Source organism: Streptomyces sp. CB02959 (assembly GCF_002803155.1).
In the GTDB taxonomy this organism is placed as follows: Bacteria; Actinomycetota; Actinomycetes; order Streptomycetales; family Streptomycetaceae; genus Streptomyces.
Map to the genome: position 1 here is coordinate 47,813 of NZ_NNBP01000024.1, position 19,027 is coordinate 66,839.

Here is a 19,027-nt window from a genome sequence, read left to right on the forward strand (position 1 = left end):
GAAGGCGGGTGTGGGTGGTTGTCATCGGCGGGGGCTCTTGCGGGTGGTGAGCCAGGTGGTCACGGCGGCTGCGCCGACGCCGATGGCGCGGTGTAGGGCAGCGTCCAGCTCCATCCACGAACTGCCCGGTCCGGTGAGCTCCTTGGTGAGCGTGCCTTCGTCGTCGAGGCGGACCGCCTGGCAGTGCTCGATGTAGCCGTCCTTGCCGGCCTTTTTCGCCAGCCAGAGCAGTAAGGCGCCGCGGTCGATCGCGGCGTGTGTCCCGGCGTTGATGGCCGCGCCGGCGAGCAGCGCGGCCGGGGTGACGCGGTAGCCGAACGCCCGGGTGATCGCGACGGTCGCCCCGAGCTGCACGGCGGTGTAGGACGCGACGTGGCGGGCCACCGCACGTCGGCCGAGGGCGCTGGTGGTCATGGTCGGGCGGATGGAGTCCGGGGTAGCGGGGGAGCCGTCGGCGTGGACCAGTTCCTCGCCGTACAGCCGCTTGTGCACTGCCGTCTTCGAGCCCTGGATCCAGTGGTCGCAGCCGGGATGCAGCTCGCCGAAGGTGGCCAGAAGGGTGCCGAAGAGGGCAAGTCGCTCGGTGGTGAGGTGACGCATGCGCGGGTTCTCCTGATCTTGAAGGGTGAGGGAGCGGGTGGCCGGCCCGTTGCCGAGTGCGGCCACCCGGCGGTCCCTACCCGGCCGGGGTGGCCGGGGTTGGGTCGTTCAGAACGGTGGTTGGTCCCGGCCAGGCCGGGACGGGCAGGAGCCGGACGCGCAGCTCGGGCCGGTTCGCCCAGCAGCCGCACGCCTCCATCTCCGGGTCTGGCCTTGAGCGCGGCGGCGGCCGTCGCCGTGGCGAGGGGGCGGTGCTCATCGGTGGAGGTCCTCTCGGTTCAGGCAGCAAGCAGGTGCTTGGCCGGGGGAGCGATGTAGGAGGCGGGGTCGGCGGGCGTGCCGTCGAAGCACTCCAGGCAGGAGCCCAAGGTCTTGAGCGGGAGGCAGTGGAAGTAGCGCCGGCTGCAGGGGCCGGGGCACGTCTGGCGTGCTGCCATCGCCTTGTCGAGCGCGGCTTCCTTCGCGAGGGTCATCGGGAGCTTCGGCTTTGCCAGGTCGATCCGGTACAGCCACGCGAAGCGCCGGCCGCCGCGGCATTCGATCCGGGCGACGGGTTCCTGGCCTCCGGGGCGCAGGCCCATCTCCCGCAGCTGGCGGCGGGTGGCGAGGTTGTTGCGCCCGGCCTGCTTCCACCGGAAGACCGGTAAGGAGCCGTCGTCGGGGGCGTAGGGGTCGACGTCAACCAGTCCCTGGTCCTGGTCGGCCTGCTCCAGGCACCGGGCAACCGGCACTGCGAGCGAGGGGATGAGCATGAGCTGTTCCTCCAGCGGGTCGATGGCAGGGCGGCAGCGCCCCACCGGCGATGGGCTGTCCGGAGGGGCGCGTGGTGCTGTGCGGTGACGGTCGCTACGGCAGGTGGGTGCTGGCTGTGGTCGGCGCGGTGGTGGCCGGGTCTGGGGCGGGGTTCCGTACGGAACGGGAGCGGCGCGCCACCCATATGGGAAGCGCGCCGCTTTGCGACAGCGGTTAAGCGGCCTCGTCGTCGGTCTCCGGTCGGACGCCCAGGGCCACCTTCGAGCCTTTCCCATCCTTGATCCGGTGGATCTGCCCCTTTTTTTCCAGCTTGTTCAGAACGTTCGCGAAGGTCGACTCCGGCACCTCACAGGCGGCCAGCAGCTGGCCCCGCTCCACGTAGTCGATGTCGTCGGGGTCGATCTCGTCGCCCTCATCGACCATGTCCACGTACATGGGGTCGGACTCGTCGCGGAGGGCGGCCAGGACCTTCTCCTCTGCCGTCATCTCCTTCTTGGCCTTGGGGAGGTCGACGCCTGCGAACGAGGTGCCCGCCTCGTCGGTCCCGCCGTCGCCGTCCTTCTCCTCGAAGCCGGGGATGGGAGTCTGGGCCAGCTCCTCCATGTACGCCTGGTCGCCCCACCAGGGGACGTCGACCGGGGCCATGATGTTCTCCGGCCGGATGTGCGGGGTGGCGTCCTCCAGGGTGTCGATCCGCATCATGCCGGCGCGCCCGCCCGGTGCCGCGACGTAGCCCAGGCCGAAGGTGCGGCGAGGGTCCGACTCCTCCATGGTCGGGTCGTAGACCAGCGCGTCGTCCTCCTCCACCCATACCGGCGGGATCAGGGAGGGGTTCAGGCCCTCGAAGCCGGGGGGAAGGTCGCCCAGGTGGACCTGGTCGCTGTCGGTGCGGAGGATGATCCAGGTCCCGCCGGCCAGGAGGTTGGCGCGGATCGCTTGCTCGCCGCCCAGCTGTTCCAGGTTCACGGTCTGGTTGATCAGGACCCAGGGCATGCCCATGGAGCGGGTCAGGGAGGCGCCGTCCTTGACGATCTTGATGGCCTCCTTGCGGTTCGGTGCGCCCGGGGCCAGCATCTGGGCGGCCTCGTCCAGCAGGGTGGCGCAGTACGGCCGCATCGCCGACGCCTGAAAGTTTTTCAGTTCCATGTCGGCGGCCTCTTCGATCCGGTGCTGGAGGACCCACCAGGACAGCCGCATGGCGCCCAGGGCGCCGTGCTTCGTCAGGCCGCTGTACGCGGCCATCTTGGGAATCGCGGGGTTGCTGGCGCCCTTCGGGTCGCCGTAGATCTGGGCCATCTTGTTGGCGTGGTAGGCCAGGCTGATCATCTGGCTCGTGCCTCCCTTGCCGGAGCCGGTGGTACCGGCGATCACGACGTGGAGGGCTCCCAGCTGCGGGTCGAACAGCTGGATTTTCGCGGGGAAGCCGGAGACGATCTTCCCGATGTTGACCCAACCGCCCGGGGTGGCCACCAGGGAGTCCAGGCCCTGGAAGTCGTGGCCGGCTTCCAGCGGGTTGTGGTCCATGACGCGGATGATGGCGCGTCGCGGGTCGCGTCGTCCCGGCTCGTAGGAGACGAGGTCGATGCTGCGGCGGAGCGCGCCGGCCAGCTCCGCGACGTTGACGACGCGGGGGAGCGCGTCCAGGTCGTCGTCGGCCACGACGCGCGCCACCTGGCCGCCGGTGTTCTCGTCCTTGCCGACCTCCTCCAGGTGGGTCTTCGGCAGGACCCGCGCCCGGACGCGTTTCCAGGCGCCCTGAAGGGTGGAGGGGTCCAGCTCCGCACGCTGGGTGTACCAGACGGTGATGAACGCCTCCCCGAAGTGCGCGCCGACCTTCATCTCGATGTCCCCGGGCGGGCGACCGAAGAGGCTGGAGACGACCTCCTTCGACACGTTCACGGAGTCGCCCAGGGCCGCGGTGATCCGGCCCTCCCAGCGGTCCGCATAGATCACGACGTCCGACAGGACCTGGTTCCGGTGGCGTCCCGTCTTCGGGTCGCTGATCACGCGCCCCCAGGCCGCGATCATCTTGTCGGCCAGGGACACCGGAGCAGGGTCGCCGGCATTGGTCGGGCCGGCCTGTGTCGGCGTCGGCGTCTGCTTCACCTCGATCTTCTGCCGGCCGAAGACGCGGCGCAGCCGCCAGCCGGTGAAGACGACCGCGGCCCACCAGCCCAGCGACAGGATCCCGGGAACGGTGGTCGGCTCCAGGACGCCGGCCATCAGGGCTTCGGACGTCTCGGATCCGCCCAGCTGGCCCACGGCCAGGGCCATACCGGTGGTGATCGTGGAGATCCCCATGGTGTCGCGGTGCGCCCGCGCGATGTCGATCCCGGGGAGCTGGTTCGCCCAACGGCCCAGGCGGTGCATGTAGTTGGCGCCGGCGAACGTCGCACCGGCCAGGAAGCCGGCCCCGACGCAGGCCGCCGCGTTCGGGTCCAGGTTGGGGGCCAGGATGCCCACCCCGACGGGGAGGACGATCTGGAGCGCCGCGGCGGCGCGCTCCGCCGGCTCCGCCCTCGGCACGGTCTTAGTGATGGTGGACATCGAGGTACTCCTGCCTGGATTCTGGGTGATTGCAAGGGCGCGGCCGGCCCGTAGGGTGCGTCCCGGGGCCGGCCGCGCTGGTGGTGGGTGGTGCTATTCCTGCTCGAACCAGTCGCGCGAGACCTTCTCCAGGCCGTCGACGTCGGAGCGGTCGAAGGCTTCCTGGAAGCCGGCGTGGGTGGTGCGGGCCTGGTCGCCGGCCGCCTTCGCGGCCTTCGCGGTGTCGGCCGTCTTCGCCGCGTAGGTGATCGCGCCCTCCGACACCCCGCGGATGGCCTTCGCCAGCTCCTGGCATTCGGCCAGGGAGTCGCGGTCGACGGACTTCGCGCCCAGCGCGTCCGCGTCGGAGGCGGTGTCGTCGGCCAGGGCTTTGATGTTGTCCGCGGCCGTCTTGACGCCCTCCGCGTTGCGGGCCAGGGCCTTCTCCTTGGCCTCCGTCTTGCGTACGAGGGCCTTGTACGTCAGCTCCGCCATGATCGGGTCTCCCGTCTGGTCCTACGCGGCGGGCGCGTAGGAGCTCTTGTCGTTGTAGAAGCGGAGTTCGGCTGGCTTCGTCTCGTCGCTGTCCACGACGGCCTTGTACAGCGGCGCGTAGCGGGTGCCGATGTTGGTCAGTACGACCCTGCACATCTCCGCCGCCCGCTTCGCGCGCTTGTGGAGTTCGGCGGCCTCCGTCGCCTGGGCCTTCGCCTGGTCGGCCAGCCTCGTCAGCTTCGCGGCCAGCTTCTCTCCGCCTTCGACGGCCTTCGCCTGGTCGGCCAGCCCCTGGCAGTCCGTCGCCTCGTCCTCCGCGGTGGCCTTGAGCGACTTGCACGCGTCGGCCACCTTGATCAGGTGGTTCTCCTTGGCCTCCAGCTTGCGTTCGTACTGCTTGAAGTTGCGGAGTTCCTTCCGGCTGATCGAGCCGGCCGCGCCAGCGGTACCCAGGGTCAGGGTGTTGGGGTCGATCTTCTTGACCAGGAGGGGCTTTACGTCGGTGCTCACTCCGTCGTCTCCTTCGTCCGGCGGGGCGATGACGAGCGTCTGGCCGGAGGGGCCGGTGACCGTCACCCCCTGCTTCTTCGCCTCGTCCTTCTTCGGCTCCTGCTGCTTCGCCTTGTGGTCGGCGTGCGCCTTGTCCAGCCGCGCGTGTTCCTTGCCGTTCGCCGCCTTCTTGTCCTGGTATCCGTCCCTCGCGCCCTTCGCGTACGCCTTGACGTGGTCGACCGCGTTTCGGACCGCGGAGCCGTCGCCGTGACCCGTCTCGCGCGTGCGCTGGAGCGGGGTCCGGTTGTCGGTCCCGTTCGAGCCGTAGCCAGCGGCGCCGCCCTTGCCGTTCTTTCCGTTCTTGCCGGCACCGCCGCTCGCCCCGGATCCGCCGCCGCTCCCGGAGGAGCCGCCCGAACCCTGGCCACCGCCGCCCTTCTTCAGGTCGACCTTCGCGCCGTTTTCCTTGCCGGCCTTGCCCTTCGAGTCGCCGGAGTTACCGCCGGACGGGCCGCCCGACGCCGATCCACCGGCGCTTCCGGAAGCGCCGGCCTTTCCGTCCCTACCGGCCTTTCCGCCGACTCCCGCGTTCCCGGAGGAGCCGTCCTTCCCCTTGCTCCCGGAGTCCTTCGACCCCTTAGAGGTGTCCTTGGCCCCCTTGGAGCTGGTGTCCTTCGACGAGCCTCCGCCATCATTTCTGCTGGCGCCGCGCCCGCCGCCGGATCCGTCGCTCCCCTTCGAGCCGGACGAGCCGCGCCCGCCGCCTCCGTTGGCACCGCCGCTTCCACCGCGTCCGGCACCCGTGGAGCCGTTCCCGGTGGAATTCCGGCCCGAATTCCCGCCGCCATTTCCGCCGGAATTGCGTCCCCCTCCGCTGGCCCCTCCGGAGCCGTTTCTGGTGGGAAGTCCGGGCGAATTCATGACCGTGGTGGTCCGGGCCTCTTTTACCTGGTGCGCGCTGGCCCTGGTCTTCTCCAGATCCAGCCGTTTGTTCGCTGTCCCGCCGCCCTTCGCCCAGCGGGTCGCGCCGGCTCGGATCAGCGTTTTGATCACGCCTTCCTTGTACCGGGTGCCGGCCGCGTCGGAGCCGGGTCCGGTCAGGTCCTCCGGGGCCTTGATCGTCGCGCTGGTGACGCCCGGGGAGGAGCGGTCCACCACTCCGTCGGGTTCCACCTTCGCGGCCGGATCGTCGTCGGCCGGCCTGGCACTGTCACCGGTCGCGGCGACCGGTCGGGCCGGCTCCACCGCGGCCATCAGGGCGGCCATGATGCCGGTGTCTCCGGTCGCCGCCGGAGCGGTGCTGGCGGCCGGCGAAGCGGGCGGATCGGGTGGTCCCTCGGGGACCGGGGGCGCCGTATCGGTCGCCATCACTTCCTCACTCTCCGTGGTCGCCGATGATTCCTCACTCCTCACCTCCCAGGCGGAGAGCGGCCGATCAGCCGGACCATCGGGATCCGATTGCGGCACTCTCCGCCAGGAGGGAGGAGTAATTAATCACCGTGCGTGACTACGCGTCGGCCTTCTTGCCCTTGCGTGCGAACGCCGCGACGGCCAGGCCGCCACCGGCGACGAGACCCAGCAGGGCGGAGGAGTTGATCCCGCCGCCACCCCCTGCGTTGCCGGCATCCTGGGCGCTGCCGGCGGCCTCCATGCCGGGCCCCGCGGCGGCCTCGTACTGCTGCTTGCAGCCCGCCACGACGTCGCCCTGCGAGGGCGCTCCGTACTCCTTGCTGAGCAGGTCGGAGGAGTCCTTCACGCACTTGTCGACGGCCGCCTGGATCTTGTCGGCGGAGGCGGTCGCGGCCTTCTTGTCGGCGGCCGACTTCTCGTTCCGGATCTTCATTTCCTCCAGTTCCAGCTTCTTCATCTGGATCTGGAGGGCAGCGGCCTCCTTTTCGTCCTTTGCGACGGCCGCCGAATGGATCTGGAACCAGATGGTTCCGCCGCCGACGATCACCACTCCGGCCACTGCGATGGCGACCTTTCCGCGGCGAGTCAGACCGGCCTTCTTGTGATTTGATACCGGGGTTCCGTATGGGCCTTCGTCGGCGTACGGGGATGCATCCGGAGTGCTATTTCCGAAGGTCATTCCTGCCGCCATTCCGGCCTGAATTCCTTCGAATGCCCTCTCTTCTTCGGGCGTCATTTCATTCTCCGTTCTTACGCGCCATGTCAGAGGCCGCAGAGATCGTGGCCTCCACACTCCGGAAAGTGTTGTGAGAAAGGTCGTTCCACGCCCAGAACCGCATGTTCACGCCTTGGCGGGCCAGCTGGGTCTGGAGGTAATTCACGGCCTTTCCCCGGTCGATCGCGGTCACGTGCCCGGTGGATTCCAGAAAGGTCTGGGCACCCCTAATGCACATGCGTCCGGTGGGGGAGAAATCGAAGGACTGGCACCAGCCGTAGCGGGTCAGGACTTCGATCACCTGGACCAGGTGGTACGAGGGCTTCAAGGGGCGCGGCTCCTGCCAAAGCCCCAGGTCAGCCATCGCGGACCGGATCCCCTTGGGGATCATGCGCTGGCCCCAGGTCGGGGGGTCGGGCGCCCAGATCTCCAGGGCCGGCGGGATCACCGCGGGGGGTGCCAGCGCGGGCGCCGGCGGGGTCGTCGTACGGGTGCGGCAGCTCCCAGGCTTCGGGGCTGGCCCGGTCGTCGTGGGTGCCATGCTGTGCTCTTTCCTTGCGTGAGTAGGGAAGCGAAGGCCCCCGCTGAAGCGTGATCAGCGGGGGCCTTCTGTCGCCTGAATCGTTCAGGCGACACCGTTCCCGGAGGGGAGCCGGGGACGATGTCGCTCGAGCGCTTCGGTTACGGCGGGGCCAGGACGGTGCCGGACCGCGCGGTCTGGTCAGTGGACCGTGTGCTGCTTGAGCGCGACGGCGATTTGTCCGGCGCGGTCCGTGGCGATGGACCCGCCCTCGGACCGGACCGCAGCAGCGATGTTGGTCCGGTTCAGGGGCCGGTCTTCGGACCGGAGCCGGTCCAGGGCGGTCCGCTCCAGGTCCGTGAGCGTGATGACGGTCCGGTCCGGACCGCTGTTCGTCTCCCGGTTCGACGCGGGGCCGGAGTGGTCTTCCGGTCCGTCGAGCGGTCCGGTCCGGCCCGGGGCTTCGGTACGGACCGTCACGCTGCGGGCGGCAGGGGAGCCGTGCGCGGCGGAGACAGCCCTCGTCTTCCGGTCCGACCGGTCCGGACCGGATCGACCGTGCAGGTCAGAGGCGATGCGGTCCGTCGGACCGGATTCCAGCGCGAGGGCCCCTGCGGCGGTCCGGTCCGCCCGGTCCGGTCCGTGGACCGGACCGTGGACCGCGAATCCGGCGTTCGGACCGGACCGGACCGTGGACCGGTCATGCTGGACCGGGCGGACCAGACTGTGGTTGCCGGCCGGTCCGGGCCGGTCCATGCGGGTGATGGTGAGGACCGTGGGAATGGCGGCCGGACCGTGGTCGTCGGTCCTGACTCGCGGGACGACGACACGGTGCAGGGCACGTCCGGTCCGGACCGCCTTGCGGTCCGCGAGCTGCGCACCGGCCGCGGTCCACACCCGGTCCAAAGTGGTCAGGCTCGCGTCGGTGATCGCGAGGGACCAGGCGGTGAAGCTGTGGACCGGGTAGCGGACCCAACGGACCGCTCCGATCGTGGGACGAGCCTTGGCGACCTTGCCGTCCTCACGGAGCTTGCGGCGGTGGATCAGCGACGCGTACAGCTCCCACAGCACCATCCCGACAATGCTCATCGCGGCGAACGCGACAGCCTTCGGCGTGAAGTGCCAGTAGGTGATCTGTTCCGTCCACTTCTGAGCGGTCGCGTCCCATGCCCGGCTGCCGGGTACCCTCTCGCCGGAGGCGTGCCAGAAGTTCATGACCGCGGCCCCGATAGCGAAAACCCAGGTGGAAGCTCGGTAGAGGGTTCCGGCGTCGCCGCCGCGGCGGGCCTGGTGGTACATCCACCCGACGAAGGCCGTCGACAGCTCCCACGCCGCGGCGAACAGGATCGTGAATGGGACGACCCAGCCGAGGATGTCCTTGGCGAACCCGGCCTGGCCGGTCCAGGCGACGGCCATCGGTGCGGTGATCGGGCCGACTACCATCAACCGCTCGGCGTTGACCTTGACGAACTTCTTGATCCGGTCTGCCTGGGTCGGCTGCCCGGCCCGGCGCGCATCCCGTGCTTCGCGGGCTTTCGCTTTCCGGGCCGTGTTCTCGTCCCGCCGCTCCTGGCGGGCCTGGTGCTTGAGTCGCTTGCGTGCCAGCGCCTTCTCGGTGCGTGAAGTCGCGCTCTGCATCCGGGCGTTGGCTTCCGCGAGGGCTTCGTCCGCCTCCCCTTCCCGAGTCCGGGCCCGGGCCAGTACCGCCTCGGCCTCCTTGAGGTCCGTCTCGTTCTTCTCCTTCGCCTCCGCCAGGAGCCGGGCGGCCTCTGCGCGCGCGGTACGGGCGGTCCGTTCCGCGTCCTCGGCCGACGTCGCCCGCAGCCGCGCCACGTCCTCCTCGGCGAGCTTGCGCGCCCGCGCTGCGTCTGCGGTTGCGGTCTCCCGCTCCCGGCTGGCGTCCTCGCGCAGCTGGGCGGCCTCCGACCGTGCCGCACGCAGTTGCTGCTCGGCCCCGGCCACCGCCTCAGCGCGCACCTTCTCCGCCTCCTCGGCCGCGCGGATCCGGGTCTCGGCTGCGGTGCGCTCCGCCGCGGCCAGCAGTTCCGTGCGCTGGCCCTCCGCGTCGGCGAGGACCTGGTCGGCCTGCGCCTGCACCGTGTCGGCCTGCGCGGCCGCTGTGGTGGTGACGTCCTGCGCCTGGTGGCGTGCGGCGGCGAGCAGTTGCTCGGCATCCTCCTCGGCGGCGGCGAGGACCTGGTCGGCCTCGCCGGACGCTGTCGCCGTGACGGTGTCGGCCGCCGTGCGGGCGTCGGCGAGCAGCTGCTTGGCCTTCGCGTCGGCGTCGGCCAGGACCTGGTCGGCGCCGACGGCCGCGGTGGTCGCGGCGTCCGTGCGGACCCGGTCGGCGTCGGCCTGCGCGTCGGCCAGGACGCGGGCCTGCTCGGTGGTGGCCGCCTTGGTGATCGTGGCGGCCACCGAGCGGGCGCCCTCCAGAAGTTCGGCGGCTCTGGCCTCGCTGTCGGCGAGGATGCGCGCGGCGTCGTCGGCGGCCAGGTCCCGGAGGTCGGCCGCGCGGTCGGCGGCGTCGGCCAGGACCGGGGCGGCCTCCTCGAACAGCCGGGGCACGCTGCCCTCGGGGACGGCGGCCGGGGGGGTGGTCGTCTTGGTGCGCCCCGCGCCTCGGGGCTTCGGAGCCGGGGCGGGCTTCCGCCTGCGCCGGGTGGTGGTGTTGGCCACGGGGTGTCCTCTCTTACTCCGGCGCCTCGTGCAAGAGGCCACCGCAGGTCGGCGTCGGTCGGTAGGGTGGTAACCAGGCCCTCCGAAACCCCGGCAGCTCTAATGCCGAGGTCTCGGAGGGCCGCCTGCGTGACAGGCCGTAGGTGGTGTGGGTGGTGGGGACCGGCCTGTCGGCTCGGCCGGGCCCGTGGGAGGGGGTGCGGTCAGAAAACGCGCGGTTCGTAGGCGGTGCGGCCGCTGCCCTCGCGCTCGATCTCGCGGCGCACCTCGTCACGTGCCGCTTCTCGTGTGGGGGCCTCGACCTCTCCAGACGCCGTTCCGACGCGGCGCGTGCCGCTCTTCTCTTCGACGACGGTTGCGTTCCAGTTCCACTTCGCCATGGTGTTTCGACTTTCTTTGTGGGGTTGGGCTGGTCAGTTGGGGTGGTGGGGCCCGGCTGTTGTCGGCGTCAGCGCGGGCCCCGCCGGAGGGTGGTCAGTCGCGGCGCCGGTTGCGTATCCGGATCACCGCTGGTCAGGGGCGGGCGGGCAGCGCGCTGCTGTCCTGCCCGAGTTGCTGGCGCAGCCAGGCGACGGCGGCCGGGGTCATCGCGCCGGTGTCCGGCTCGCTGAGCGGCGCGGTGTCGATGTCGTGCATCGCTTCGGTGGCCGGGAGCAGCCGCATGTAGGCGGGGTCGATCCCGGCGCGGGCCCGGTTGCTGCTCAGCTCGGTCAGGTCGTAGAAGACCTTGCGGGTGTCGGCGTGCCGCCAGGACCGCTCCACCCGGCCGACGAAGGTGTTGCCGGGCTGCCCGAGCCAGAACTTCTCGGCGTCGCGGAACAGGACGATGTCGCCCTGGGTGTAGGTGACCTGCGGGCGGGTGGTGGCCTGCGTCTGGGGCTGGGTCATGTGCTCTCCTCACATCGCGTGCACCGGCCGGGGCCGGCGGGTCCGGACTGCCCGGCTCCCAGTCACCGCCCGTCCCGACCGCCTGGGTTCGGCGATCGATGCGGGCGGATCAGGCAGCCGTCAGGCCAGAGCGGCGACGGGACGGTGCGGGTCGATGACCCGGCCGTCGGGGAGCAGCCCCCCGGTGTCCTCAAACAGCAGTACGGAGTTGCACAACAGGCTCCAGCCCTGCTCCGGATGGGCGGCCACGACATGTGCGGCCTCCCGGTCGGGGCTGTCGGCCGTCGGGCACTTCGGGGTGTGCGTGCACAGCGAGTCCGGCAGCCTGCCGGTGGTCGTCGCGGTGTTGAGCTGGGTCCTGCTACGCATGGGCTCTCCTGCAGGTGAGGAAGCGATCCCGGGATTTCCCGGGGCTGGGAGCGCGAGTGGGCCGGCTGCCCGTCGTGCGGACAGCCGGTCCTGGGGGTGTTGCGGGGCGGGCCGGAAGTCGCGCGCCGCTCCCGCGGGGCGGGAGTCAGGCGGAGCGCTTGCGGGCGGCGCGGCGCTTCATCCGGCGCCGGTCGTCCTCGTCGGTGCCGCCCCACACGCCGTGCTCCTGGCCGCTCTCCAGCGCCCACTGCCGGCAGCGCTCCATGACCGGGCAGCGACGGCACACGGCCTTCGCCTCCTTGATCTGGAGCAGCGCCGGACCGGTGTTGCCGATCGGGAAGAACAACTCGGGGTCTTCGTCCTTGCACGCCGAGCGGGCCCGCCAGTCGGTGTTGACCGGCAGGTCGGCGGAGGATGTGTAGGGCGTGCGTACGATGGAGCGGTTCATCAGGGCCTCCCAGAAGGTCCGTTCGGCAGCCCCGGGGGCGCAATCCCCGGGGCTGTGCGCGTGGTGGCGGCCGGATGGCCGGAGCGGGGGTGATCTCCCGGCGCTCTCCGCCGGCCCCGCCCGGTGAGGGTCGGGACCGACGGGCAATGCCGGGCCGATCAGAGCTCGTTGCGCTCGAGGGCGAAGAAGATGACGTTGGCGCCCTTCAGCGCGGGGTCCTGGTAGGTGACCGCTTCGAGAAGGTCGGCGTAGACATCGGCGCGAGTCTGGCCCGGCTGCGGGGTGCAGCCGTTGGCGAAGGTCGCCAACGCGATGGCTCCGCCGGGGGTCTGCTGCTGGAGGGTGAGAACGAAGTGGTGGGTGCCCTGCTGCATTGCTCTCTCCTTGATTGGGTGGTGCGGGTTGGGGAGGCCGGCGGTTCTTATTGCGGGTGGAGTTGAGGCTTCGCTGCTCTTCGAGATGCTGCTGGTGGGTGGATGTCGGGGACGGCCCCGCCGGCCTCCCACACAGCTCTGGCCGCGCGAGCGGCGGCGGCGAGCGACGCGAGGGCCTGCGGGTGCGCGAGTCCGTAGTGGGTGATGGCCCGTGCTGCGCGCTGCTGAGCGGCGGCGGCACGGGCCCGGCGTATGCCGGAGGGGCTGTTGCTCACGGGCTCCTGCCGGACGGTGAGTTCGACCGGGCGGGCGCAGTGGCCTCGGCCGCGAATGGCGTGCGGCTGGCCTTCTGGCCCGCCAGGCCCGGTCAGTGGCGGTGGTTACTGGCGGCCGGTTCCGTTGCAGGCACCGCAGGCTTCCCGGTGGCTGCCAGTGCCGGTGTAGACGGTCTGGCCCTGGCCGGACCCCTGGCAGCTGCTGCAGCGGGCGGGAGCCGGCGTACTCACTGGGCCACCCCCGATCCGTTGCAGGCGGTGCAGGTCTGCCAGGACTGGCGGGTTACACCTCCGCCGCTGCTGTCGATCACCGTTCCGCCCGCGCCGCTGCAGCGGGAGCATGCCTGGTTCATCGCGATGTTGATGCGGGCGCGCATCTCTGCGACCGTGCGCGGCGCCCGGTGGCCTGCGGGGATGTGGGAATCGGCTTGGCGCACGGCGTGCAGCAGATGAGCGCCGAGGCGGTGGTTCGCGTCCTTGGTCCCGCAGCTGCGGTCGTAACCGCGTGTCGTCGGCGACGGCGCGAGTGTCATGATGTTGCTCATCAGGTCCTCCCATAAGGCCCTGGTACTGACAGCCCCGGAGCTCTGACCTTCCGGGGCTGTCGCCGTTGACTGCCCGGTCGAGCAGCCACGGTCCCGGTAATCCGCGGTGAGTGCGGATGACCGGGACCGTGGTCGTTCGTGGGCGGGCGCAGGTTGGTCAGGCCGCGAGCGGGGTGGGCTCCGTGGTGCGGGGCTGTCGGACGGCGGCGACGACGTAGGCGACCGCGATGCCGACGGGGTCACCGACGCAGTGCGCGACGGCGGTCAGCTCGTGGACGGTGGCGTCGACCGCGGCGACCACCGCGCGGGCGGTCTCCGGCAGGTCCTTGTCGTCGGGTCGGCAGGAGATCCCGAGCATGCCGGCGAGCTGGGCTCCGCGGCGCATGCGGTAGGCGTCAGCGCGGTTAGCCGGGTCGTACAGCATCGGCTGGCCGTACCCCATCGGCAGGCGGTGGCGGTCGATCTGGGACAGGTACTCCTCCGCGCACGTGCGGATCAGGCGGCGCCGCGCAGGGGTGGTGCGGGCGAGCGCAGTGAGCGCGTGCCGGGTCTGCCGGGAATGGCCCGGCGCGGTGGCCGCGGTGGCGGCGCTGGTCGGCTCGCTGACCGCGATGACGTACTCAGGGTGCGGCTTAACCGGCATGCCCTGCGGCCGCAGACCAGCCGGCTCCTCCCGGATGGCACGCTGCTCGCTGAGGAATTCGTCGACCGCCCGGTCGGCAATGCGGATCAGGTCCCGGCCGTCGGGGACGTGGAGCTGGCGGCAGACCTGCAGCCAGACCTCCTGGGTCACGTCATCGGATGCGTCGGTCGAGTCGACGCCGGCCTCGGCGAGGCGGTCAGCGACGTGCGCGGCCACAGCCGCGGAGTAGCGGGCGTGAAGGTCGGCGACCTCGGTGCTCGTCATGGTGGTGCTCCTCTCGGTACCGGCTGGCGGCACGACGGGGGTGGATGAGGGCATGGCGAAGTCGGCGCCGGACGGCGCCTGGTGGGGTCAGTGCGGGCTGGTCAGCCGGAGCCGAATGCGCTCATCGGCGCGGACTGCAGAGAAACAGCCCGGCTACCCGCGTGCAGCAGGTAGCCGGGGCGCCGTCGGTCGTACAACGTGGCTCAGCGCCGGGGGAGCGTGGGGTGGAGCGTGTCGAGCGGAACCGGGGGACTGTCCAACGGGGCGTCACCGGCGGGCCACTGCGCGCGCCGCATATCGGTGTCGCGGACCGCCCGCTCCGTCGACGCCCACCCCATCTCCCGCACCAGCCACAGGGTGCGCCCGTCGCCGTCGTCGTCCACCGACGGCCGCTGCTGGGCGGCGATCTGGCTGACGGCCGGCGCCGGCGCGACCCGCGGCTTGCGCAGCACGGTGGTCAGACGGCGGCTGGCCGTCTCGGCGCCCCCGTCCTCCAAGCGCCTCTGCCACTCGGCGACCTTGACGTCGATGCTGACCAGGCGGTTGCTGCCCTGGCAGCGGACGGCAGTGGCCTTCTGCGCGAGACCGGTGTCGTGCGGGACGAGCTTCGGCTTGTTGGCGTTGATGCCGGTGATCGGCACCCACGTCCTGCAGTCGGGGCAGATCAATGACGCGCAGGCCGGGCGAAGGTCGTACTGGTGGGGCCTGAGGTTCGAGATGACGAGCGCCGGGCGGGGGCTGACGTTCCGGGATCGGGCCCGGCTCCTGCGGTATCGGGCGGTGGTTCCAACGGTGGGGCCAGGCATGCGGACTCCTCATGGGGAGTTGTAGGGATGTGCGCGGTGTGCTGTCCGTCCGTCAGGCCGCTCGGAATGCGGGCGTCCTGACGGACGGACAGCGCATTGCGCTGCGATGTACACGCAGATCGGTCGAGAAGACCCCGGGGGAGTTTGATGGTGCTCTCGACCCCGGCCACCCCGGTGGGGCGGACGACTTACTGCGGTGGTGCGGTTGTGCTGAGGAGGCGGTGGTCCGGCTCCCTCATCCGGCGCCGCCCGCGGGGGCGGATCCGGGTGGGGGAGCCGGGTCCGAAGACCCGGCGGGTGGTGCGGGGAGGTCAGGCCGCGATCGGGAGGGGCTCGGCGGCCGGCGGCGTGATGCGCAGCTGCGCGGCGTAGGGGAGGAGCACGTCGACCAGGCGCTCGCGCACCAGGTCGGTGGCGGTCGGGTCGGTGGCGGTGATGTCCCGGGCGGCGAGCATGCGGTTCTCGCGGGCCTCGATCGCCTCGATGGCGGCGTCGATGCCCAGGCCGTCGAGCTGCTCGTGGGGGAGGGAGCCGGCGGCGTACATCTCCAGCGGGGTCCCGAAGGCGACGTCGAGGTCCAGGCCGGTGAACTCGGGGAGCGGCACCTCGATCGCCTTCAGGAGTTCGAGCGTCTCGGTGTCGAAGTGCTCGGTGGCGAGGCTGGCGACGGGGCGGCGGGTGACGTTCATGGGGTGGAGCTCCCTTCGGTAGGCGTCCGCGCAAAGGCGGGTCATGTGCATCTGGGCAGGCCGAATAAGCGCCGTCTGGCGACCCATCCCTTGCGGGGACTATGCGACCATAAGGCCATTAGCCTTAAGGCCACAAGCCCTATGGTGCACCAAGCTGGCTGAAGCAACAGGGCACTAAGGTTTGAAGCAGGTCTGGACGACCGGAGAGGATGAGCCGTGAGCAGCGACGATGCATGGATAGGCGAAGCGCAGCCGTATCTCGCGCCACGTCAGCCAGGAGAGCGCGACGCCTGGAGCACAGAGGCCGCAGCACGGGGGCGGCGGGGCAGGCAGCGCCTGCTTGCCGTAGAGGAAGTAGACCCACCGGAGTCCGTGCGCGCCTTCCTCGGCGTAGCCACTACTGAAAAGGTCGTGGTCCGGCGTCGCCTGATCTTGCTGGACGGCCAGCCGGTCGAGCTGGCCGACTCGTACTACCCGGCGCACATCGCTCGAGGTACCGGACTCGCCGAAACGGGAAAGATCCCCGGAGGCGCAGTGACACTGCTTGCCAAACTCGGCTTCACCGCCGAGAGCGATCCCCTGGAGGACGTCGCAGCCGCTGCTGCCACCACCAGCGAATGCGAGGCCTTGGGCTTGCCAGCACGCACACCCGTGCTAGTCCTGACGCGATTCACTACGTCCACCCTCGGAACGCCGATGGAGGTCAGCATCATGACCATGACTCGGCACCTCCAGTACCGACAGAGGAAGCAGGCCAGCTGATCCATGGCGAGAACATTCGAGGACAAGCGGTCGGCTCACCAGAAAATCGCGGCTGGACTGCGGCGACAGATCACCAGAGGAGACCTGGCACCCGGGTCGCAGCTGCCATCGACTCCGGCCCTGATGGAGCAGTACGGGGTGGCTGGGACCACCATCCAGAAGGCTCTCCTCACGTTGAAGGAGGAAGAACTCCTGGTCGGACAGCCGGGCAAGGGCGTATTCGTCAAGGGCAGCACTCAGCAGGCCATTTCGCCGGCGGTCTACGTGCCACCCGCCGCTCCCAGGGAGCCGTACCGTTGGATCAGCGAGGCCGAGAAGCGGTCGCAGCGAGGCTCGGCCAAGCTGCTGGAGGTCGCAGCCGTCGTGCCACCACACGAGGTGGCCAAGGCTCTTGGCCTGGAGGAAGGCGGACGCGCCCTCCTGCGCAAACAGGTGCTGCTCCTTGATGATGAGCCCACCGAACTCGCTCGCTCGTACTACCCGCTCGAGCTGGCGGAAGGTACGGCAATGATGGAGCGGCGGAAGATTCGCGGAGGCACTCCCACGCTCCTCAGTGAACTGGGCTACCCGCCGCGGGAGTTCGTGGACGAGGTCTCCTCCGAGATCCCCACCGAGGACGAGGCGGTAGCCCTTGAACTCCCCAAGGACATGCCGGTGATGCTGACCTTCCGCGTCATCTACTCGGACAATGAGCGCCCCATCGAGGTGTCCCTCCTTACGAAGGCAGCGCATCGTTACCGCATGCGATACCGGCTTTCCATCACCTGATCGCTCCTTCCAGGTGCCCCTGGCCATAGGCCGGGGGCACCTTCCCATAGCCCCATCCTTAAGTCATTCCGCCTTAAGGTGGTACGTTGGGTCACCGCGGAGTTCATTCCTCGCCCCCTGCCAACCGTGTCGTTGTTGGGGCAATCACGCCGTTCTACCGCCCGGAAGGGGCATGACGTGCAGGTATCCATCGCATCGGCTCAGGGCGTGGGGAACGCGAACGAGGACAGCGTCTTCGTCAGCCCCACCGGAGTCGTGGTTCTGGACGGCTTGTCCGCACCCTCGGACCTCCCCATGGGGTGCGTCCATGGCACCCCATGGTTCGTTCACCAGCTCGGCACACGCCTGATCAACCTGATCGGCGACAACACGATGGCGCTGCGCGAGACGCTGCGAACCGCCATTGCTGAGGTCAACGACCTGCACCGTGACACCTGCGCGTTGGACCAAGAGGCCGTCCCCGCCTCGACCATCGCGATGATCCGTGAGCGGGACGACGCCCTCGACTACCTGGTGCTCTCCGACAACGTGCTGGTGCTCGACCTCGGAAACGAGGGCATCCAGACCGTCGCCGACAAGCGCGTGGAAGACGTGGCAGGCGAAGAAATGCGCGCCGCCCTCCAAGGCCCGACTGGTACTCCCGAGCACGCAGCGCGGGTCTCCGCACTCGTCACCGCCCAACGTCGTCTCCGCAACCGTCCGGGAGGCTACTGGGTTGCAGCAACCGACCCCGCCGCCACCGATGAAGCGATCACCGGAACCATAGAGCTCGCCAAGGTCCGGCAGGCCGCGCTGCTGACGGACGGAGCAAGCCGCCTCGTCGACAGCTTCGGTGCCCTGACGTGGGGACAGCTCCTCGACTTGCTGCGAACCGAAGGGCCGGCCGCTCTGATCGCCCGTACCCGCGAAGCCGAGCTCTCCGACCCGCTCGGCGAGCAGTGGCCGCGGTTCAAGCAGTCGGACGACGCGACTGCCGCGTACGTGCGCATCGGACAGCCCGTTCCACCTGGCATGTGACACAACAGCTACGCGTGAACGAACAACGAGGCGCGCGAAGGTGCCTCATTCCACCGTGCGGAAAGCCGAGAGTGGTGAATTTCTTTCTCTGAAAAGCCTGGGTGTTCCTCGCCCGAGTCCGCTTGGCAACACTCAAAAGATCTGCTCAGATCATGGGCACTACAAGCCCTACCTGCACGTTTGTACTCAACATCGAGTCGAATAACTCACCGGGGAGGTGCGGCGAACGGATGGGCGAGATGGTCGACCACGTTGGTGTGCTGTCCGGTGCTCGTGTCCTCGCTGGCCGGGGTGAGCGCGTGCAGCGCAGCTTGCAGCGTCGCACTGTCCTTCCTCCATCGCTTCGGGGCGATGAGCTTCAGTCGCGGGGCGTCTTCCGGGGCAAGCACCTGACTCTTGCAGTCAATGACCGGGATGAGCCCCAGGTTGTGTCCGTAGAGCAGCACGGGCTTTCGGGCGACGAGCGAGCGCAGTTCAAGGCGGGCGATGGGGCCGAGAAGATAGACGCGGCTGCCGGGCCGCTTTTGCTTTCCGACGATGATGAGCCCGTCCAGGTCTTCGACGATCGATCCCCAGTCGTACGGGCGGTCGTCGTTGAAGACCTGGCGGTAGTGGAGGATCTCAACTCCGTCGGGGAGAGATTCCGCGATCAGCGCCAGCCAATTGTCCCATTTCGGACCGTTCATCGCCCTGGGGCCGGCGCTGACGAAAATGCGCACCGGGTTGCCAGGGGCTCGGGCGGAGGCGATCCGCTCCATCGCCGTGGCGAAGCGGCGCTGCTGGACCGGGTTGGCGAAGGTCTCCACGTCCAGGGAGTCGGAGTCGGTCGGCGTTGCGTGCATGCTGCTCATCATGCCGGTCCGGATCTCCGAGATTCCTCGAAGGGGCAGGGGATTTTCGGGTTGACGACCCGTCAGGAGCATGCTGTGCAAGGCCGACACGGCATGTGCTGGAGTGTCGTTAGGCGTCGCGTGGGGGGTAGTGTGTCT

At 69.9% G+C, this 19,027-nt stretch carries 22 protein-coding genes; 3 read left to right on the forward strand and 19 right to left on the reverse strand.

Annotation, left to right across the window (positions count from 1 at the left end):
• Window positions 1-21 precede the first annotated feature (21 nt).
• The 18 genes from CG747_RS32540 to CG747_RS32620 form a co-directional block, all read right to left on the reverse strand.
• Window positions 22-600: a hypothetical protein gene (locus tag CG747_RS32540; RefSeq protein WP_100605558.1), complete on the reverse strand. Its 579-nt coding sequence runs from the start codon at window positions 598-600 to the stop codon at window positions 22-24.
• 278 nt (window positions 601-878) lie between these two features.
• On the reverse strand, window positions 879-1,352 hold the full coding sequence (locus CG747_RS32545; protein WP_100605455.1) for an RRQRL motif-containing zinc-binding protein: 474 nt from the start codon (window positions 1,350-1,352) through the stop codon (window positions 879-881).
• 214 nt (window positions 1,353-1,566) lie between these two features.
• Window positions 1,567-3,900 carry a hypothetical protein gene (locus CG747_RS32550; RefSeq protein ID WP_100605456.1) on the reverse strand — a complete coding sequence of 778 codons (2,334 nt, stop codon included), beginning with the start codon at window positions 3,898-3,900 and terminating at the stop codon, window positions 1,567-1,569.
• Window positions 3,901-3,993: 93 nt separating this feature from the next.
• Window positions 3,994-4,374 (reverse strand): hypothetical protein, encoded by a 381-nt coding sequence (locus CG747_RS32555; protein WP_100605457.1) that lies wholly within the window; start codon window positions 4,372-4,374, stop codon window positions 3,994-3,996.
• Between the two features lie 21 nt (window positions 4,375-4,395).
• Entirely contained in the window at window positions 4,396-6,234 is a 1,839-nt protein-coding gene (locus tag CG747_RS32560) for a hypothetical protein (RefSeq protein ID WP_100605458.1), read from the reverse strand.
• 139 nt (window positions 6,235-6,373) lie between these two features.
• The gene (locus CG747_RS32565) at window positions 6,374-6,835 is read right to left on the reverse strand and encodes a hypothetical protein (protein ID WP_257980898.1); all 462 of its coding nucleotides are present in this window, start codon (window positions 6,833-6,835) and stop codon (window positions 6,374-6,376) included.
• Window positions 6,836-7,013: 178 nt separating this feature from the next.
• The gene (locus CG747_RS32570; protein ID WP_180985790.1) at window positions 7,014-7,532 is read right to left on the reverse strand and encodes a hypothetical protein; all 519 of its coding nucleotides are present in this window, start codon (window positions 7,530-7,532) and stop codon (window positions 7,014-7,016) included.
• Between the two features lie 180 nt (window positions 7,533-7,712).
• Window positions 7,713-10,190: a hypothetical protein gene (locus CG747_RS32575; protein WP_100605460.1), complete on the reverse strand. Its 2,478-nt coding sequence runs from the start codon at window positions 10,188-10,190 to the stop codon at window positions 7,713-7,715.
• A 203-nt stretch (window positions 10,191-10,393) separates the two neighbouring features.
• A complete protein-coding gene (locus CG747_RS48300) occupies window positions 10,394-10,570 on the reverse strand; it encodes a hypothetical protein (protein ID WP_180985791.1) in 177 nt (58 codons plus the stop codon).
• Window positions 10,571-10,703: 133 nt separating this feature from the next.
• Complete coding sequence (locus tag CG747_RS32580) at window positions 10,704-11,078, reverse strand: hypothetical protein (protein ID WP_100605461.1); 375 nt, start codon at window positions 11,076-11,078, stop codon at window positions 10,704-10,706.
• Window positions 11,079-11,198: 120 nt separating this feature from the next.
• The gene (locus CG747_RS32585) at window positions 11,199-11,390 is read right to left on the reverse strand and encodes a DUF5999 family protein (protein WP_308303822.1); all 192 of its coding nucleotides are present in this window, start codon (window positions 11,388-11,390) and stop codon (window positions 11,199-11,201) included.
• A 202-nt stretch (window positions 11,391-11,592) separates the two neighbouring features.
• Window positions 11,593-11,895: a WhiB family transcriptional regulator gene (locus CG747_RS32590; RefSeq protein WP_100605463.1), complete on the reverse strand. Its 303-nt coding sequence runs from the start codon at window positions 11,893-11,895 to the stop codon at window positions 11,593-11,595.
• Between the two features lie 158 nt (window positions 11,896-12,053).
• Window positions 12,054-12,269, reverse strand: coding sequence for a hypothetical protein (locus CG747_RS32595; RefSeq protein ID WP_100605464.1), 216 nt, complete (start codon window positions 12,267-12,269; stop codon window positions 12,054-12,056).
• A 47-nt stretch (window positions 12,270-12,316) separates the two neighbouring features.
• A complete protein-coding gene (locus tag CG747_RS32600; protein ID WP_100605465.1) occupies window positions 12,317-12,544 on the reverse strand; it encodes a hypothetical protein in 228 nt (75 codons plus the stop codon).
• 227 nt (window positions 12,545-12,771) lie between these two features.
• Complete coding sequence (locus CG747_RS32605) at window positions 12,772-13,089, reverse strand: hypothetical protein (protein ID WP_100605466.1); 318 nt, start codon at window positions 13,087-13,089, stop codon at window positions 12,772-12,774.
• A 157-nt stretch (window positions 13,090-13,246) separates the two neighbouring features.
• The gene (locus CG747_RS32610; protein ID WP_100605467.1) at window positions 13,247-13,996 is read right to left on the reverse strand and encodes a hypothetical protein; all 750 of its coding nucleotides are present in this window, start codon (window positions 13,994-13,996) and stop codon (window positions 13,247-13,249) included.
• Between the two features lie 203 nt (window positions 13,997-14,199).
• The gene (locus CG747_RS32615) at window positions 14,200-14,637 is read right to left on the reverse strand and encodes a hypothetical protein (protein ID WP_257980899.1); all 438 of its coding nucleotides are present in this window, start codon (window positions 14,635-14,637) and stop codon (window positions 14,200-14,202) included.
• A gap of 476 nt (window positions 14,638-15,113) precedes the next feature.
• Window positions 15,114-15,491, reverse strand: a complete 378-nt coding sequence (locus tag CG747_RS32620) for a hypothetical protein (protein ID WP_100605469.1) — start codon at window positions 15,489-15,491, stop codon at window positions 15,114-15,116.
• A gap of 216 nt (window positions 15,492-15,707) precedes the next feature.
• Between CG747_RS32620 and CG747_RS32625 the strand changes: the two genes are divergently transcribed.
• The 3 genes from CG747_RS32625 to CG747_RS32635 all read left to right on the forward strand — a co-directional run bounded on the left by CG747_RS32625 (window position 15,708) and on the right by CG747_RS32635 (window position 18,038).
• Window positions 15,708-16,253: a UTRA domain-containing protein gene (locus tag CG747_RS32625; protein WP_100605470.1), complete on the forward strand. Its 546-nt coding sequence runs from the start codon at window positions 15,708-15,710 to the stop codon at window positions 16,251-16,253.
• 3 nt (window positions 16,254-16,256) lie between these two features.
• Window positions 16,257-17,021, forward strand: coding sequence for a GntR family transcriptional regulator (locus CG747_RS32630; RefSeq protein ID WP_100605471.1), 765 nt, complete (start codon window positions 16,257-16,259; stop codon window positions 17,019-17,021).
• Window positions 17,022-17,198: 177 nt separating this feature from the next.
• A complete protein-coding gene (locus CG747_RS32635) occupies window positions 17,199-18,038 on the forward strand; it encodes an integrase (RefSeq protein WP_146022178.1) in 840 nt (279 codons plus the stop codon).
• 206 nt (window positions 18,039-18,244) lie between these two features.
• Here the strand turns inward: CG747_RS32635 and CG747_RS32640 are convergent, their stop codons facing one another.
• The gene (locus CG747_RS32640) at window positions 18,245-18,961 is read right to left on the reverse strand and encodes a hypothetical protein (protein ID WP_257980911.1); all 717 of its coding nucleotides are present in this window, start codon (window positions 18,959-18,961) and stop codon (window positions 18,245-18,247) included.
• Between the last annotated feature and the right edge of the window lie 66 nt (window positions 18,962-19,027).

What these genes read in the sequence shown, in the direction of transcription:
- CG747_RS32540 (WP_100605558.1), bottom strand. Translation starts at nt 600, where the DNA reads ATGCGTCACCTCACCACCGAGCGACTTGCCCTCTTCGGCACCCTTCTG.
- CG747_RS32545 (WP_100605455.1), bottom strand. Translation starts at nt 1,352, where the DNA reads ATGCTCATCCCCTCGCTCGCAGTGCCGGTTGCCCGGTGCCTGGAGCAG.
- CG747_RS32550 (WP_100605456.1), bottom strand. Translation starts at nt 3,900, where the DNA reads ATGTCCACCATCACTAAGACCGTGCCGAGGGCGGAGCCGGCGGAGCGC.
- CG747_RS32555 (WP_100605457.1), bottom strand. Translation starts at nt 4,374, where the DNA reads ATGGCGGAGCTGACGTACAAGGCCCTCGTACGCAAGACGGAGGCCAAG.
- CG747_RS32560 (WP_100605458.1), bottom strand. Translation starts at nt 6,234, where the DNA reads ATGGCGACCGATACGGCGCCCCCGGTCCCCGAGGGACCACCCGATCCG.
- CG747_RS32570 (WP_180985790.1), bottom strand. Translation starts at nt 7,532, where the DNA reads ATGGCACCCACGACGACCGGGCCAGCCCCGAAGCCTGGGAGCTGCCGC.
- CG747_RS48300 (WP_180985791.1), bottom strand. Translation starts at nt 10,570, where the DNA reads ATGGCGAAGTGGAACTGGAACGCAACCGTCGTCGAAGAGAAGAGCGGC.
- CG747_RS32580 (WP_100605461.1), bottom strand. Translation starts at nt 11,078, where the DNA reads ATGACCCAGCCCCAGACGCAGGCCACCACCCGCCCGCAGGTCACCTAC.
- CG747_RS32590 (WP_100605463.1), bottom strand. Translation starts at nt 11,895, where the DNA reads ATGAACCGCTCCATCGTACGCACGCCCTACACATCCTCCGCCGACCTG.
- CG747_RS32595 (WP_100605464.1), bottom strand. Translation starts at nt 12,269, where the DNA reads ATGCAGCAGGGCACCCACCACTTCGTTCTCACCCTCCAGCAGCAGACC.
- CG747_RS32605 (WP_100605466.1), bottom strand. Translation starts at nt 13,089, where the DNA reads ATGAGCAACATCATGACACTCGCGCCGTCGCCGACGACACGCGGTTAC.
- CG747_RS32610 (WP_100605467.1), bottom strand. Translation starts at nt 13,996, where the DNA reads ATGACGAGCACCGAGGTCGCCGACCTTCACGCCCGCTACTCCGCGGCT.
- CG747_RS32620 (WP_100605469.1), bottom strand. Translation starts at nt 15,491, where the DNA reads ATGAACGTCACCCGCCGCCCCGTCGCCAGCCTCGCCACCGAGCACTTC.
- CG747_RS32630 (WP_100605471.1), top strand. Translation starts at nt 16,257, where the DNA reads ATGGCGAGAACATTCGAGGACAAGCGGTCGGCTCACCAGAAAATCGCG.
- CG747_RS32640 (WP_257980911.1), bottom strand. Translation starts at nt 18,961, where the DNA reads ATGCTCCTGACGGGTCGTCAACCCGAAAATCCCCTGCCCCTTCGAGGA.